The 16,406-nt window shown below is 33.8% G+C and carries 12 protein-coding genes; 6 read left to right on the forward strand and 6 right to left on the reverse strand.

Annotated features, from left to right (window positions below):
* The first annotated feature begins 285 nt into the window (after positions 1 to 285).
* From MQX03_RS01610 to MQX03_RS01630, 5 genes are read left to right on the forward strand one after another with little or no spacing between them, the layout of a single operon-like run.
* Entirely contained in the window at positions 286 to 651 is a 366-nt protein-coding gene (locus MQX03_RS01610) for a BlaI/MecI/CopY family transcriptional regulator (protein ID WP_242800934.1), read from the forward strand.
* Between the two features lies 1 nt (position 652).
* On the forward strand, positions 653 to 2,722 hold the full coding sequence (locus MQX03_RS01615; protein WP_242800936.1) for a M56 family metallopeptidase: 2,070 nt from the start codon (positions 653 to 655) through the stop codon (positions 2,720 to 2,722).
* A gap of 53 nt (positions 2,723 to 2,775) precedes the next feature.
* Positions 2,776 to 4,662, forward strand: coding sequence for a M56 family metallopeptidase (locus MQX03_RS01620; RefSeq protein ID WP_242800938.1), 1,887 nt, complete (start codon positions 2,776 to 2,778; stop codon positions 4,660 to 4,662).
* A gap of 8 nt (positions 4,663 to 4,670) precedes the next feature.
* On the forward strand, positions 4,671 to 5,495 hold the full coding sequence (locus MQX03_RS01625; protein WP_242800939.1) for a GLPGLI family protein: 825 nt from the start codon (positions 4,671 to 4,673) through the stop codon (positions 5,493 to 5,495).
* Between the two features lie 4 nt (positions 5,496 to 5,499).
* Entirely contained in the window at positions 5,500 to 6,396 is an 897-nt protein-coding gene (locus MQX03_RS01630) for a GLPGLI family protein (protein ID WP_242800941.1), read from the forward strand.
* Positions 6,397 to 6,494: 98 nt separating this feature from the next.
* Here MQX03_RS01630 and MQX03_RS01635 read toward each other — a convergent pair whose 3' ends face one another.
* From MQX03_RS01635 to MQX03_RS01660, 6 genes are all read right to left on the reverse strand, one after another.
* The gene (locus tag MQX03_RS01635) at positions 6,495 to 8,351 is read right to left on the reverse strand and encodes a M61 family metallopeptidase (protein WP_242800943.1); all 1,857 of its coding nucleotides are present in this window, start codon (positions 8,349 to 8,351) and stop codon (positions 6,495 to 6,497) included.
* A 119-nt stretch (positions 8,352 to 8,470) separates the two neighbouring features.
* A complete protein-coding gene (locus MQX03_RS01640; protein ID WP_242800945.1) occupies positions 8,471 to 9,580 on the reverse strand; it encodes a M14 family metallopeptidase in 1,110 nt (369 codons plus the stop codon).
* Positions 9,581 to 9,605: 25 nt separating this feature from the next.
* Positions 9,606 to 11,234: a M1 family metallopeptidase gene (locus MQX03_RS01645; protein WP_242800947.1), complete on the reverse strand. Its 1,629-nt coding sequence runs from the start codon at positions 11,232 to 11,234 to the stop codon at positions 9,606 to 9,608.
* A 143-nt stretch (positions 11,235 to 11,377) separates the two neighbouring features.
* Positions 11,378 to 11,932, reverse strand: a complete 555-nt coding sequence (locus tag MQX03_RS01650) for a hypothetical protein (protein WP_242800949.1) — start codon at positions 11,930 to 11,932, stop codon at positions 11,378 to 11,380.
* A 182-nt stretch (positions 11,933 to 12,114) separates the two neighbouring features.
* A complete protein-coding gene (tatC, locus tag MQX03_RS01655) occupies positions 12,115 to 12,936 on the reverse strand; it encodes a twin-arginine translocase subunit TatC (RefSeq protein WP_185145171.1) in 822 nt (273 codons plus the stop codon).
* 142 nt (positions 12,937 to 13,078) lie between these two features.
* On the reverse strand, positions 13,079 to 14,038 hold the full coding sequence (locus tag MQX03_RS01660) for a KpsF/GutQ family sugar-phosphate isomerase (RefSeq protein ID WP_242800951.1): 960 nt from the start codon (positions 14,036 to 14,038) through the stop codon (positions 13,079 to 13,081).
* 157 nt (positions 14,039 to 14,195) lie between these two features.
* On the opposite strand from MQX03_RS01660, the gene recQ reads away from it, so the two are divergent.
* Positions 14,196 to 16,400, forward strand: a complete 2,205-nt coding sequence (gene recQ, locus MQX03_RS01665) for a DNA helicase RecQ (protein ID WP_242800953.1) — start codon at positions 14,196 to 14,198, stop codon at positions 16,398 to 16,400.
* Positions 16,401 to 16,406: the final 6 nt, after the last annotated feature.

Raw genomic sequence — 16,406 nt, forward strand, 5'->3', positions numbered from 1 at the left:
CAGTTTAAGCAAGTAGATTTTAATTTTATTTAATAAATTTTAACAAGTTTTATGAATTTATAACTTTATGAAGTTGATTGATGCTAAATATTTAGTCATAAAATAACCTCTATTAAAAATTTAACATATTTTAATAAAAAATATAACTCTGATAATCAAGTGTTTAATTAAATTGAATCCTTATCACTAAAAAAATAGTTGTTCAAATGAATTTAATTTCTACATTTGTATAACTAATTTACTAGTGATATAGAAATCTCTGGTAAAAATAAGATAACGAAAGCTATGAAGATTCAAAACTTAACAAAAGCAGAAGAACAGGTAATGCAATATTTATGGAAACTCGAAAAAGGTTTTCTAAAAGATGTGCTCGACCTTTTCCCGGAGCCGAAACCTCATACGAATACGGTTTCAACGATTTTAAAGGTTTTGAAAGAGAAAGAATTTGTCGACTATAATATATATGGAAGGCAGCACGAATATTTTCCTTTGATTTCTAAAGAGCAATATTCCGGGAAGACAATGAAAAGTCTGGTGAAAAATTACTTTAAAGGTTCTTACAAAAGTGCCGTTTCTTTTTTGGTTGAAAAAAACGAAATGACCGTTGAAGACCTTGAAATGCTACTCAACGAACTCAAAAAGAAAGACTAATATGGAAGCACTGATTTTATATTTCGGAAAAGTAATCATCTGCTCGGGTGTAATGTTTTTGTATTATCAGTTGTCTCTTAAAGACAAGACATTTCATCATTACAATAGATTTTACTTATTGTTTGCAATGGTTGTCTCCATTTTTCTTCCTTTAATAAGAGTAGAAGATTTTACGATTGAAGTGAGTAATGACATTTATTTGCTCATTAATAAGATACAGAATTTAAATACAAACAAAACAGCAAATCATGATTACATTTATTTTAGAATTGTTTTTTCAGCTTTGGGATTGGTGTCTTTCTATTTTTTAGGAAAACTTATTTACGGAGTTTTAAAAATAAACCAATTTAAAAAGCAGTTTCAAAAAGAAACTTTCGAAGGGGTCAATTTCTATCAGACCAACCTTTCAGAAGCCCCATTTTCATATTTCAGAAATCTCTTTTGGAAGAATACAATTGTCATCAATTCAGATATCGGAAAGCAGATTTTAAAGCATGAAATGGTTCACATTGAGCAGAAACACTCGTATGACAAGATTTTCATCGAAATCATCACTGCAATCTTCTGGTTCAATCCGTTCTTTCATGTTATCAAAAAAGAAATAAGCTTAATTCACGAATATCTGGCTGATAAAAAAGCCGTCAAACAATCGGACACGAAAGCATTTGCGCAGATGCTATTAGCAAGCCACTTTTCCGGAAAAGAGTTGCCAGCGACCAGTCCGTTTCTAAGTTCAAACCTTAAAAAAAGACTTAAAATGTTACAAAAACCACAAACCAAATTCGGTTATGCGCGTAGAATTTTTGCATTACCGGTATTATTTACAGTTGCTTTCGCTTATATGGTGAACGCAAAAAACAAAGAAATTGCAGAAACCAATATTGAAATAGAGAAAGCAGTTTCTGAGATTAAAAAAGATACCATTTCTCCTAAAAATAATATCGATCAGATTGTAGAAAGGCAAGAAGCTAAAATTTCTAAAGCTAATGAAGAATTAAAGATACAGTCTGAAAAGCTGAAAACTTTAAGCGAAAAATCAAAAGAAAAAGCTGCGGAACTTAAGAAAATCGCCCAAGAAAAAGGGGATAAAAGCTATGAATTTGAATTGAAAGCTAAAGAATTGAAACAGCTTTCTGGTGAAATGGATAAAATCATTGACAAAGACAAGCAGTATCAAATCGATTTTGATGAACTATTAAGCAGAAGAAGTAAAATGCTCTCCGAAAAAGAAGGGAATGTTATTTTTAAAGATATGAGCTTAAAAAGAGTTTTCCCGGATGGAGACAACTATAAGATAAGTGTCGATGGAGAATATCTCGATTTAGAAAAAATGTTTAATTCTAAGGAATTCAGAGATAATTCTGGTCTGAGCGAAGAAAAAATAAAAGAGTTAAAAAAGAAACTTGGTACCGCTGATTTTAAAAAATATTTTGGTAAAGCCAATAAATTTTATCTTAATGGTAAACAGGTTTACTCGGGCGATTTTCCTGCACCGCCAATACCTCCAACTCCGTCTAATACAATGAAATTTAACGGTAAAGATATTGGTTACGGATACAGTGGTATTGCAACATATGCTGAAGTAATTCCTTCAAACTTATCAAAAAAAGAAAAGAGAAAATATGAAAAGTTGGTCAAAGAAAAAGCTGAAGTAGAAAAAAAGCTTAAAGAAATCAGAAAAGAGCAGAGAGAATTACAAGGTATGCCTTGGACTATCGCAGTTAATGCTCATTCGGCAAAACCAGGAACGAAATATACCGTTACTTCCAACTATATACAGTCTGATAAAGCAAGAGACAAAGCATTGGCTATTGCAAAATCTTATAAAACAACAGACAAATTGAATATTATTAAATCTGGTTTTAATGAAAATTCTAAAGTCTACATTAATGGTATATCAGCTAATGAAGAAAATATAAAATATATCATTGACGGAAAAGAAGCTACCCAGGAAGAATTTAGTGCTCTTAAACCAAACAGCATACGCGATATGAATGTTAAAAGAAATAATGTTAATGGAAAAATGGAAGGCGAAATATCAGTCAATACCAAAAAAGAAAAGCAGGATTAACATTTATAAAATAAAGTTGTTATTATAACTCTACACCAAAAACTTCGATCACTATGGAAACTCTCATTTTCTATCTCGGAAAAGTTATCATTTGTTCTGGCGTGATGTTTCTGTATTATCAGATTGCTCTGAAAGACAAAACATTCCATCATTACAACCGATTTTATCTTTTATTTTTGGTTGTGGTTTCCCTGATTTTGCCATTGCTGAAAATCGAATATTTCACAATCGAATTCAGTGATCAAGTTTTTGTATTACTCAATAAATTTCAAAGCTTTACAGATTCTAAAAACACAAATGATGGAATCAATTACTGGGAATATATCAACTTTGGAATTATAGGAATTGCAATCATATTATTGTTAAAACTCCTATTTGGAATTTTTAAAATTATCAGATTTAAAACTCAATTTCAGAAAGAAAATTTTGAAGGAATCAATTTTTACCAGACCAATCTTTCAGAAGCACCTTTTTCTTATTTTAAAAATCTATTCTGGAAGAATACGATTATCCTCAATTCAGATATCGGAAAGCAGATTTTAAAGCATGAAATGGTACACATCGAACAGAAACATTCGTATGATAAAATTTTTATTGAAATCATTACCGCTGTTTTCTGGTTCAACCCATTTTTTTATTTAATTAAAAAAGAAATTAATTTAATTCACGAATATCTGGCGGACAATAAAGCCGTCAGACAGTCGGATACCAAAGCATTTGCGCAGATGCTTTTAGCAAGTCACTTTTCCGGAAATCAGTTGCCTGCGACCAGTCAGTTTCTCAGTTCAAACCTTAAAAAAAGACTCAAAATGATTCAAAAACCAAAGACAAAATTCGGATATGTGCGCAGAATTTCAGCGTTGCCGGTTTTATTTACTGTCGCTTTCGCTTATATGGTGAACGCAAAAAATAAGGAAATAGAAAAGGTTAATCATGATGTTGAAAAAATAGCTCAGTCATTAGAATTTAAAAATAATCCTACAGAAGTTCAACCGAATACTGAAAATGTTTCAGTTGAAATAATTAAAGATACCATTAAACCACCGGTTTCTGAAGTTTCAACAGTGAACACTATTTCGAACCTGAAAATCACTAGCAGTGTAGAAAATTCTTGGGAAAACCGATTGAAAGATGCAGACGAAAGCGATATATTTCTTGTGGAAGGTAAGAAAGTGAGCAAAGATGATTTTATCAATTTTTTTGACAACAATATAGAAACGCCCAATTATATTTTCAGCCACTCAGCACCTAAAAATGATGATATTAAAGTGATGATTTACAGTGCTGCCAAAAATAGCGATCAACTTTCCAGTGCTGTACGAAACAAACTGATGAGGGAGAATAAGGTGGGTAACGATATGTTTTTGTATATGACTAAAATGATATCTACTGATCAAGAAAGAGAAAATCTTAGACAATCAGTTTTAGAAACAGCAAAAGCAAGAAAAGTCGTTGAAGAAGCACTTGATAAAAAGGGAAATGAAGTAACCAAAAATTTAGATTTCAAAAAAGGACGAGATTATGATAAAAATCCTCTAACTCAAACTGAAATTAAAGAACTAAGAACTGATGCTGAAAGACTTAAAATTAAATCAGAAAAGGAGTTTGAAGCCAGAAAAGAAAATATGATTATTTTCAAATATGATGCAATTGTTTCTTACGTTAAAAATGAAGATCAATCAATAACAAAGGATGATAGAAAAGATCCTGTAAAAGCAAGCGTGATGATGATGCCTCTCAGAGATGGAAGATTTTTTGTTGACGGAAAAGAATTCACAAAAGAAGAGCTGAAAAAATACATGAAAAGTTTTGAAGAGGACGTTTTTAGAAAAGATATTGCTTCTGCAAAAGCTCCGTTTAAATCTGTGAAAATGTACAGAACTCCCTACGGAGATAGAGGTTTCTCAAAACTTGATAAAGTAGAATTTTCTACAAAATAAATTTTAAAATGAAATTAATAACCACTTTCAGCTTATTGCTCATCGTCATATTTTCCAGCGCACAAAACAAACGTTTTACTTACGACTATCAATTTATCCCGGATTCTACCAACGTTTCTGATGTGAAAAATGAATTGATGAATCTGGATGTTTCAGAATCTGGATCAAAATTTTACAGTTACACGGTTTATCATTCAGATTCTATCGCAAAGATTGATTTGGAAAAACAACTGGCGGCAACAGGAGCAATCAACATTAAATCTGATATGCGAAAAGGGTTAGTGAGATATTCAGTTACCAAAAAATATCCTAAGTATGAGGTTTTCTTACACAATAGAATTTTGATGGATCAGTATAAAGTGTCGGAAGAAAGACCGATTGTGTGGAAAATCACTTCTGAAAAATTGAAAATAGGTGAGTGGACAACCCAAAAAGCAGAAGCCAATTTTGGAGGAAGACATTGGTATGCATGGTTTACGACAGATATTCCGATTCAGGACGGACCATACAAATTTCATGGACTTCCCGGATTAATCGTAAAACTGGAAGACAAAACCCAATCTCACCGTTTTACTTTGCAGGCTGTCAAAAATATCAGTTCGCTCCCGGAAGATGTTTTCGGAGCTAAAGAAATTTTAGTTAATTCTAAACAATATAATAAATTGGTAAAAGAATATGAGACTGATCCAACGAAAGGTCTTCAGCAAATGCAGATGGGTGGCATGACGATGATTATGAAAGACGGACAAAACAAGCACATGAAAGATCAAGAAGAACGTTTGAAGGCAAGGATGAAAAAAGATAATAATCGAATTGAACTCATTAAAAATTAATAAAATGAAAAAAATATACACCCTATTATTTCTAATCATTGGATGCAGCATTTTTGCACAAAACCGTTTCTTCTATGATTATAAATTTATTCCGGATTCTACGGATAAGGCAAATGTGATTACAGAAATGATGCTTTTAGATATCGATAAAAAAGGATCAAACTATTACAGTCAGCAAAAGTTTTTGGCCGATTCTACTTCAAGAGCCGATTTAGAAAGACAATTAAAATTAAGTCCGAATAATATCAGCATCAACAGAACTGATAAGCCGGGACAGGTTTCTTACAAAGTAACCAAACAATATCCTGATTTTAAAACTTATCTTTTCACCAGAGTTTCCTCAGACAGCTATAAAATTGAAGAAGACAAAAAACCGGAATGGAAAATTCTTCCGGACAAACAAAAAATAGGAGCTTACAATGCTCAAAAAGCAACAACCAATTTTGGCGGAAGGGAATGGACGGCGTGGTTTTCCACAGATTTACCTTTTCAGGACGGACCTTATAAGTTTTATGGACTTCCGGGTTTGATTGTGAAAATTGAAGATAAAACTGGTTCACATTCTATGACTTTGGTTGGGAATAAAACCATTGAAATACCTGCAGATAAAGAACTTGATTTACCTCAGGGAATTCAGTTGTACGGAATGGGCGGAAAAGATATTGAAGCAAGTAAAAGTCAGTTTAAAAAAGTCTGGAAAGCCTACGTCAACGACCCAACGAAAAATATGCGTGAAATGATGATGAAAAATACAGAAACAAACCGGGTTGTTTTTAAAACAAAAACCGCAGATGGTAAGGAAATTTCAGACCCGAATCAGGTTTTCAGAGAAATGGAGAAGAAGGCAAAAGAAGGTTTCAAAAAGAATAACAATTCTATCGAACCGGATTTGTATAAATAAAATAATCATCAAAATTACACCCTTTAGGGACGGGGGAAATTAATTTTGATCATCTTTAAAGAAAAAATGCGGTGAAAATTTTCACCGCATTTTTAATTTTATTTTTTACCTGTCAGCCACTGGTTTTGAAGTTTCAGTTCTGCTGGGGTAGGATTTGCTTTAAATTGAAGCGTTTCTACAGTCATTTTATCTAAAATTGCTTTTCCTTTTAAGTCAATCTTGTCGTTTTTATCACCGTTTTTACGAAGAATAGTCACCGTTACATTTTGTCCGTCTTTGATGGTTTTAGAATAATTAATAAACTCCTGTACGTTTTGAATGTTGATTGTTTTCCCGTCCAAAGCAACGACTTCATCAGTAATTTTAAATCCGATACTTTTTGCGAATGGCGACAGCGCTGAGTTTTCGTCAAACACAAAAGTATTATTTTTGTCATTATATCCTGTTTGGTTCGGATCTTTTATCATCCAGAAAAGTGGTGGAGTTTCCTGCTTGTTGATTTCTACACCCACTTGCGCCAGATATTCAGCATAAGGCGTTGGCTGGCTTCCTGCAATATATTTGTTGTAAAAATCTTTTACCTGCGGATATCCTGTGATGGTTACCAATTCGTCAATCAGTTTATCGTCTTTGAAAGGTTTATTTTCACCGAATCTCTGAGACAATTTTCTGATCATATCACGGTAGCCCATTTCACCGTTAGACAATTTTCTCAGTTCAATATCCAGACACATCGTCAAAAGCGTGCCTTTTTCGTACACGTTTCTGTACTGATCTTTGTATTGATCCTGAAGAATGTTTTTACTCATTACCGTAAACGGCATGGTGTCATTGTAGCTTTTTGAATTTTTGATTTTGTTACTCATTCTCTGAAGAAACTGATCTTTTGTAATCAAACCTTCCTGAATCTGGAACAAATTGGCAAAATATTCAGTTCCGCCTTCATACATCCAGAGGTGCTGAGACATTTTAGGATCCGCATAATTGAAATAATGAATTTCTTCAGAATGCGTTTTCAAAGGATTAACCGTATGGAAAAACTCATGAGAAACTACGTCTACAATGGACTCGTCGATGGCTTCTTTAGGCATCATTTCGTGCAGAACAACGCTTGTAGATTCGTGATGTTCCAATGCTCCAAAACCTTTGATCTGCGGACCTTCTGTTCCTGCAAGATAAAGCATGATCGCATATTTTTTATTCGTATTCATATCACCCAAAAATTTCTTTTGAGCAACAACCATTTTTTCTAAATTTTCTTTAAAATCTGCAGCTTTATACTTTCCGGTCGGTGAGTAAACTCCCAAAACCAGATCCATTCCACCGGCATTGAACGTTATAAAATCAGGCTTAGAGTACATTAATGGAGAATCTGTCAGTTTAGCATAATTTGCCAAAGTAAAAGTATCAGTAGCTTCAGATTTATCCTGATCTACCAAAGCTGTCGTTCCGTAAAAATCATTTGGTTTCTGAATAACCAACTGATAAGGAACGTCCTGCATATTATCGATATATCCTACAAAACCATGCGTGTTAACCATGAAAATTTTCCCTGCTTCAATGTCTGTTCCGGAAGGTGAAAATACCGCTTTATGTTTTGCAGTGTCGTTTTCATCATCAAAACTGTCATTTACTAAATAAGTGACTTTAGTTAATGCCTGAGCATTTTTCAAAGAATAAGTATTGTCATTGACTTTGGTGAAAGCCAATTCTTTTCCTTTGTTATCTAAAAATTTGATGCCTTCAATAAATCTTCCGTAATCATCCACAGAATACGTCCCGGGAACGGTTTTAGGAAAGTGAAATTTTACATCTCCGGATTTCATTTTCGGAAATTCCATTGTAACGGCAACTTTGTCATCTTTTACGTTGACCAAATCAATATTTGTTTTAATTGATTGTGCATTGATGAAAGCTACTGCGAGAATTCCTAAGCTAACTGCTATTTTTTTCATTAGGTTTATTTTATAGATAAGTAGTTGATAGAAAATTGATTTTGTTACAGAGATTGATCTTTTTGTGTAAATTTTAACTGAAATGTTTCCACCAGAGTTAATTCAATAAGTGATATCGATTATTTATGATCCAAAAAACCTTCGACAATTGCTTTTACATATGCATTTGTATTGTCGTTTAGTTCTTCTTGTCTTAGTGAACCTTCGTTGTATTTTTCGCTAAAAAAAGAATAGTATTGTGGAAGTTCTACTGTCACAGTGATGGCAGCCTTCTTTAATTTCTTATTATTTTGATCCCAAATTTCTGAACTTGCCCATGTTCCGAAACTCACTTTGTTATCGTTATTTTCATAACTCCTTATTTGTCGGGTTCCTTTATTTTCTGCCGGAGGATCTTGAGGATAAACAGGATTTAGATAAGAAACACTCTTTATCTTGAAGCTATCTTTAGCTTTCGTATATTTTTCACTGATAAAATTGCCCAAAATGACACCTCTGTTTTCCTTCACAATAAAAGCCATTTTCAATGCTAGTAAAGCATCGTCAGAATATCCTAGTGATACATTGTCTTTACCTGTTCTTGGATCGGCGTAGATGCCAATTTCATTTTTTCTGAAATCATTTTTACAATGCAGAGATACAATTCTTGACGGGTCGTATTTCTGAGTCATATATAAAAGAATTTGATTTTCAATTTCAATGGTTTCTGATGTACAGGTTAAATTTTTTCCTATCTCATAATACTCATTTACGCAAGGCATTTGTCTGTTAGGATCAACACATAATTTGCATTCTGGCTCCATATCTAATCCGTTACAGACCTCACACGTTTTTCTTCCAAAGTTTTCGGTGAAAATATTTAATCTTCCTTTTGCAACATTATCAGGAAATAATTCTGGTATGATGATGACTTTGTATTTGAAAGACGAGACTTTCATTTTGTCAAGAGCTTTTTTGGTTGCATTGGCAACATCAACTCCGTAAAATTCGGATCCGTGCACTCCACCGATGATCATTGCTTTTTCACTTCCGCCTTTGTTGTAATAATAAGCATAGATCGGAAGGTTGTTTTTACTGTATCCCAGCAAATATTTTTTACCCCAGACATTTTTTTCATTTAAGAATGTTGTGAATGCTTTAGGGTTTGTTAAAAGATTATTGGCTATTTGAGACCTTATCGTTATGTGAGTTAAAAGAATAATTAAAATGAAAAATAATCTTGTTTTCATGTTTTGTGTTTTTAATTAAAATTTACTACACTTTATTATACCTCAAATAATAATTCTTATTAAACTCAACAGGAGTACTATTTTTTAAAGTAGTTTTCTGCCAAGATTCAGTCGGAGAAATTGTCTGTTCACCAAATCTTACAGGAAGATTCAGATTTTTTACCACGTTGGTAAAACGGTATTTCAGTTCAGTTCCATTTTGAGAATATTCTAAAACAGGAACTTTTGTGGTTCTTAAATATTGATCAAAAACAGTCGAAAAATCAATTCCTGCTTTCTCAGAAATGTATTTTTCAATTTGCTCTGTTGTTACGGTTTGGTGATAAAAGTCTTTATTTAAACCCCTCAAAATCTCTCTGAATTTCACATCATTATTAATCACCTGTCGGATCGTGTGAATCATACTTGCGCCTTTCGGGTACATATCGCCGCTGCCTTCATTTCTTACACCATATTTGCCGATAATCGGAACATCATTGGCAATTTTCTTCTGAATTCCCTGAGCGTAAATTTCTGCAGACTTTTTATCCATATAATCCTCGGTAAATAAAACTTCAGAATACATGGTAAAACTTTCATGAATCCACATGTCTGCCCGATCTTTTGCCGTGATATTGTTGGCAAACCATTCATGACCGCTTTCGTGAACGATAATATAATCCCAGTTTAATCCGACACCGGTTCCGGAAAGATCATTTCCCAGATATCCATTGACGTATTGATTTCCGTAGGCAATATTACTCTGATGCTCCATTCCTAAATAAGGCGAGTCGACAAGCTTATAGGAATCTTCATAAAAAGGGTAAGACCCGAACCAATATTCAAAGGCTTTCAACATCGGTTTTACCTGCTGGAACTGTTTTTTTGCCCGATCCAAATTATAATCAATTACCCAATAATCAAGATCCAGTTTTCCTTTTTCTCCCGCATAAGAATCTTTGAAATTGACATATTTACCAATATTCGGAATTATAGAGTATGCATTGATTGGGGTTTTAACTTCCCAGGTGAAAATGTTTTTTCCGTTTTCTGTTTTTTTATCCTTCAATCTTCCATTACCAATTCCTACCAAATCTGAAGGCGTGATAATTTTCATCACGATGCCGTTTTCAGGCTCATCACTCCAGATATCTTTTACGGGAAGCCATACGGAGGCACCAATCCCTTCATCTGCAACGCTCATCCACGGATTTCCTTTTTCGTCTTTGATGAAAACCCAACCACCATCCCAAGGTGCATTTTTGGCAATCGTAGGATTTCCGGAATACATGATGTCTATCGTATATTTTTCTCCCTTTTTGAAATTTTTCTTAGATGAAATGAATATAAAATCTTCATCTCTTTTAAAGCCGTCAATAGTTGGGAAATTACATTCAATTTTATCAGCCTTCATTGGTTTTTGAAGATCAATCTGAAAAATAGGATTGGTGACATCTTTAAGAATTTCAAAACTGATTTTATTGTTTCCTCTAATACTTTTTTGTTCAAAATCAGGCTCCACAGACAGTTCATATTTTTTGACATCCCAAAAATTCCTGAATTCTGTATTTGAACCTTTTAAAGTATCCTGTTTGGTAAACTTTTTATTTTGCTCAAAAATCTGACCGAAAGCCAATCCGGAAGCCAACAAAATTGAGTAGGAGAGTTTATTCATAAGTTGTGAAGTTTGATGTCTTCAAAAATATAAAATTTAAAATCAATTGAATAAAAAAGTATAAAAAAATGCAGAAAGTAAATTATTTTAATGAATACTTTCAATTTTTAAGCTAAAAAATGATTATTTTAAGTTTAGAGTCTCTAATTTTTATTTAAAAGAGGTAACGGCTTTTCACTTTTACCCTCTGTCTTCAACAAAGTGCCATTTTGTGTTCTTCCATTAACAATATAATTTCCATCAGCAAATCTGCAGTCGTGGCTTCCCACGTAACCGAACATTCCGTAATGCAAGTAAGCATAATGATGAAACCCCGATATGGTAAAGTAAATCTTATTTTTAGTTTCTACGATAATATTGTCGGACTTTTTAAAATTCTCAAATGGGATGTTAGTACTTAAATAATTGTCGGGTTCTGAAACCTCATATTTGATAAGTGTATCTTTGATGATTTTGTTATTTTGAATTAAGTAAAACTTTAATTCAGTAATCTCACTTTCTTGAAACTTTCCCAGCATGATGGCTGGTTTTTCTGTAATTGTTGTGATAGTATCACATTCTTTCGAGTATTTGATTCCGTCTTCTTCCGCTCTTTCGTGACTGGTTTCCATCGACCACCAAAACCATCCCACGACCATCCCGATAATCAATATCAATACTGCTAAAGCAATTAAACAACCTCTTAAATATTTATTCATTTTGAAAACATGATATGATGAGCTTTAAATTTAAGTATTTCTAAAATACATATTCGCAAACGATAAATTAAAAGTTTCTGAAAGTAAATTTCATTTGATCCTGAAAACAAAGCGGCGGAAAAATCAAAGATTTTTCCGCCGCCCCCTATATTATTAATTTCAGCTTTAGCCTCAACCTATTTCTAAACTACAGGCAATTTCGCTTCTCTCTTCTGCACTTTTCTATACGTATAAGCACACATTAAAATACTGAATTCATACAAGAACAGCAATGGCAAAGCCGCCATCATCATACTCAAAACATCTGCCGGAGTAATAATTGCAGCAACAACCATAATCAGAACAATCGCATGCCTGCGGTATTTTTTCATGAAAGCTGGGTTCAGAATTCCGATTGTCGTTAAAAAGTAAATTAAAACAGGGAAAAGAAATACAACGCCCATTCCCAAAACAACTTGCAAAAACAAAGTAGTGTAATCACTCAAATCGTAAAGCGGAATTATAATGTCAGAAATTTTAAAAATAACTCCGAAATTAACCGCAAAAGGTAATATTAAAAAGTACCCGCACAAAACGCCCATCATGAAAAGAATCCAGACAGAATTGATTATGAATATTGAGTTTTTTCTTTCGTTAGGATGCAATGCCGGACTGATAAATCGCCACAATTCCCAGACAATATAAGGGAAGCCAATCACCAAACCTCCAAAAATAGAAACGGCCATCATCACATTAAACTGCTGATATAATCTCTGCACACGTACAGGAAATTCTTTAGGTAAAGTAATGCTGTCTTCACCCAAAACCATTCTTGAAAAATGATTGACAATTTTAAAAGTAGGGAAATCATTTCTGGTCGGCCCGAAAAAAACGTGATCCATAATCCAATTGATATTAAAACCAACTACAAAAGCGGCAATAATAATAGCGATAATTGAACGGATAAGGTGACCTCTCAGTTCACCAATATGTCCGAAAAAGGACATGTCTTTACCTTCACTCACAGAATTTTTTTTAATGTTTTCAAATTTATGAAAAAAAGCGGGGAGTTGGATGATGGAAATTTGAGATTCATTGTTTTAATCAATGTTTTGTAATTTTTTACTTAAATTAAATCTCAAACTTAACCTCAATCTTAGCCCTTTCCTAATTAATTCCCTCGTCTAATAGCTTATGAATATCAATAATACCGAAATACTGACCGTTGTATGTAACAATCAGCTGACCGATATTGTTGTCTTTTAAAATTTTCATGGCTTCTTTTGCCAAAGCATCTTTTTCAATACTTTTAGGATTTCCGGACATGATATCTTTGGCCAAAACTTTTGAAATGTCGTCGCCATTCAATAACATTCTTCGCAAATCTCCATCTGTAATCACACCGAGAATTTTTTCTTCATTAGTCACAACCGTAATCCCATGACTTGATGCGCTGATTGAAATAATCACATCTCTGATTGAAGATTCTTCGGTAACCTGAGGTTTTTGCGATGAAACAAACTGCTCAACTCTCGCAGTAAGATTTTTACCCAAACTTCCACCCGGATGAAATTTTGCGAAATCATTTTCTCTAAAATCATTTAATTCCATCAAAGAAATCGCCAAAGCATCTCCCAGAGCCATCTGCAGAGTAGTTGAACTTGTTGGAGCCAATTTATTCGGACAAGCTTCCAAGTCAACATGAGTATCCAGAATTACATCAGAATATTCAGCAAGTTTACTTTTTCTGTTTCCCGTCATTCCTATCAATGCAGAAGAGTAGTCTTTAAGATAAGCAACCAGATTAATGATTTCTGGCGAGTTACCAGAATTTGAAATACACAAAACAACATCCTGCTTCTGAATCACTCCCAAATCACCGTGAATGGCTTCTGAAGCGTGCAAAAACTGCGAAGGAGTTCCTGTAGAATTTAACGTAGCAACAATTTTATTTCCAACGTGAGCAGATTTTCCGATTCCTACGACAATTAATTTTCCTTGTGCAGAGTGAATGATTTTCACGGCCTTTACAAACTCTTCATCGATTCTGTTTTTTAATTTTTCTAATTCAGCAATTTCTATAGCTAACGTGCTCTTAGCGATTGAAATAATATTTGATGTATCCATTTTCCGGTATGATTTGTATCTAAAATAGGCTAAAGTAAAACCGTATCATTTAAGAATATTTAACGCTGGTTTTATTTTTAATAAATCTCTTTACTTTTATTTTCAGTAAAAATGTTATAACTTTGGGTTAGATGCAAATTTAGCAATACAAAATTAGATGAGCGCAAAAAAAGCCAATTTATCAGGCGAGTTAAAGAAATACTTCGGGTTTTCTACTTTCAAAGGTCAGCAGGAACTTATTATTGAGGAGCTGTTGCAAGGCAAAGACATTTTTGTCTTGATGCCTACAGGAGGTGGTAAATCTTTGTGTTATCAACTTCCCGCCCTTATTTCAGAAGGAACTGCGATTGTGGTTTCACCATTGATTGCTTTAATGAAAAATCAGGTGGATGCCGTCAACGGTCTTTCATCTGAAAATGGAGTAGCCCATGTTCTTAATTCTTCTCTTAACAAAACTCAGACCAAACAGGTTTTTGACGATATAAAAAGCGGGAAAACCAAACTATTATATGTAGCTCCGGAATCTTTAATCAAAGAAGATTATCTGGAATTTTTCAGAGATGTAAAGATATCATTTGTTGCGATTGACGAAGCGCACTGTATTTCAGAATGGGGACACGATTTCAGACCCGAATACAGAAACTTAAAATCGATCATCGATAAGATTGCAGATGTACCGGTTATTGCACTTACTGCAACGGCAACGCCTAAGGTTCAGGATGATATCCAGAAAACTTTGGGCATGACGGATGCTTTGGTTTTTAAAGAAAGTTTTAATAGAGCTAATTTATATTACGAAGTTCGCCCAAAAGTGAATGTTGATAAAGAAATTGTAAAATTTATCAATAAACATAAGGGTAAATCAGGGATTGTTTACTGTCTGAGCCGAAGAAAAGTAGAGGAATTTGCTCAGCTTTTGCAGGTTAATGGTGTCAATGCACTTCCTTATCACGCTGGTTTAGACCAAAAAGTAAGAGTGACCAATCAGGATAAATTCCTGATGGAAGAAGCAGACGTTATCGTTGCAACCATTGCATTTGGGATGGGGATTGATAAGCCGGATGTTCGTTTCGTGATTCACTATGATTTCCCGAAATCTCTGGAAAGTTACTATCAGGAAACAGGTCGTGCAGGTCGTGACGGAGGAGAAGGACATTGTCTTGCATTCTATGACCCAAAAGACATTGAAAAATTAGAAAAATTCTTAGCTCAAAAGCCAGTATCTGAAAGAGAGATCGGATTACAGCTTTTAAACGAAGTGGTAGGTTACGCCGAAACTTCCATGAGCAGAAGACAATATATATTATATTATTTTGGTGAAATTTTCGACCCTGTGACGGGAGCCGGAGCCAAGATGTGTGACAATGCATCAAATCCACCCAAGCTGAAAGATGCCACCAAAGATTTAGAAAAAGTTTTAGAATTAATTGATACGACTAAAGAAAAATTTAAGTCAAAAGATTTGATTTCTGCAATTGTCGGCAAAGAAAATGCCGTTACAAAGTCTTATAAACTCGAACAAACTTCGTTTTTTGGCTTCGGAAAAGATGAAAAAGATAATTATTGGAAAACAATTTTAAGACAGGCAACAGTACAGAATTTTTTATTGAAAGATATTGAAACGTACGGTGTTTTAAAAATCTCACCTAAAGGTCATGAAGTTATTAACGGAAAATTCAAAGAATCTTTCCTAATTGCCGAAGATCGTGAGTTTGATTTGTCACAAACCAAGGCAGACAGCGATCAGGTGCAGATGCAGGCGAATGGAAGTCTTGACCAGAATTTGTTTGGCCTATTAAAAGAATTAAGAAAGAAAGTTGCCAAAAAACATGGAATTCCTCCTTATACGGTTTTCATGGATCCGAGTTTGGAAGATATGACCGTTCAATACCCAATCACCCTTGAAGAAATTGCAAAAGTGTATGGTGTCGGAGAAGGAAAAGCAAAAAAATATGGTAAAGAATTCGCTGATTTCATCTCTAAATATGTTGAGGACAATAATATAGAGCGTACTCAGGATATGGTCTTGAAAAATGTGGCGAATAAATCAAGTCACAAGGTTTTCATCATTCAAAGTACAGATAAAAAGATTGACCTTGAAGACATTGCAAGAGCAAAAAATCTCTCAATGAATGATTTGTTGAAAGAAATGGAACGTATTGTTTATCAAGGGACAAAGCTGAATATCGATTATTACATTGAAGAGAATTTTGATGAAGATATGGTAGATGAGTTTATGGAATTTATGACGGAGTCTGAAAGCGACAGCATGAAAGTGCTGCTGGATGAGTTTGGTGATGAACTTTCTGATGAAGAAGTGAGAATGCTCAGAATTAAATTCATTAGCGACGTTGCAAATTAATTTTTT

The organism is Chryseobacterium aahli, from assembly GCF_022699665.1.
GTDB classification, from domain to species: domain Bacteria; phylum Bacteroidota; class Bacteroidia; order Flavobacteriales; family Weeksellaceae; genus Chryseobacterium; species Chryseobacterium aahli.

Excerpts from the sequence above, each read along its gene's own strand:
- MQX03_RS01610 (WP_242800934.1), top strand. The coding sequence starts at position 286 with ATGAAGATTCAAAACTTAACAAAAGCAGAAGAACAGGTAATGCAATAT.
- MQX03_RS01615 (WP_242800936.1), top strand. The coding sequence starts at position 653 with ATGGAAGCACTGATTTTATATTTCGGAAAAGTAATCATCTGCTCGGGT.
- MQX03_RS01620 (WP_242800938.1), top strand. The coding sequence starts at position 2,776 with ATGGAAACTCTCATTTTCTATCTCGGAAAAGTTATCATTTGTTCTGGC.
- MQX03_RS01625 (WP_242800939.1), top strand. The coding sequence starts at position 4,671 with ATGAAATTAATAACCACTTTCAGCTTATTGCTCATCGTCATATTTTCC.
- MQX03_RS01630 (WP_242800941.1), top strand. The coding sequence starts at position 5,500 with ATGAAAAAAATATACACCCTATTATTTCTAATCATTGGATGCAGCATT.
- MQX03_RS01635 (WP_242800943.1), bottom strand. The coding sequence starts at position 8,351 with ATGAAAAAAATAGCAGTTAGCTTAGGAATTCTCGCAGTAGCTTTCATC.
- MQX03_RS01640 (WP_242800945.1), bottom strand. The coding sequence starts at position 9,580 with ATGAAAACAAGATTATTTTTCATTTTAATTATTCTTTTAACTCACATA.
- MQX03_RS01645 (WP_242800947.1), bottom strand. The coding sequence starts at position 11,234 with ATGAATAAACTCTCCTACTCAATTTTGTTGGCTTCCGGATTGGCTTTC.
- MQX03_RS01650 (WP_242800949.1), bottom strand. The coding sequence starts at position 11,932 with ATGAATAAATATTTAAGAGGTTGTTTAATTGCTTTAGCAGTATTGATA.
- MQX03_RS01660 (WP_242800951.1), bottom strand. The coding sequence starts at position 14,038 with ATGGATACATCAAATATTATTTCAATCGCTAAGAGCACGTTAGCTATA.
- recQ (WP_242800953.1), top strand. The coding sequence starts at position 14,196 with ATGAGCGCAAAAAAAGCCAATTTATCAGGCGAGTTAAAGAAATACTTC.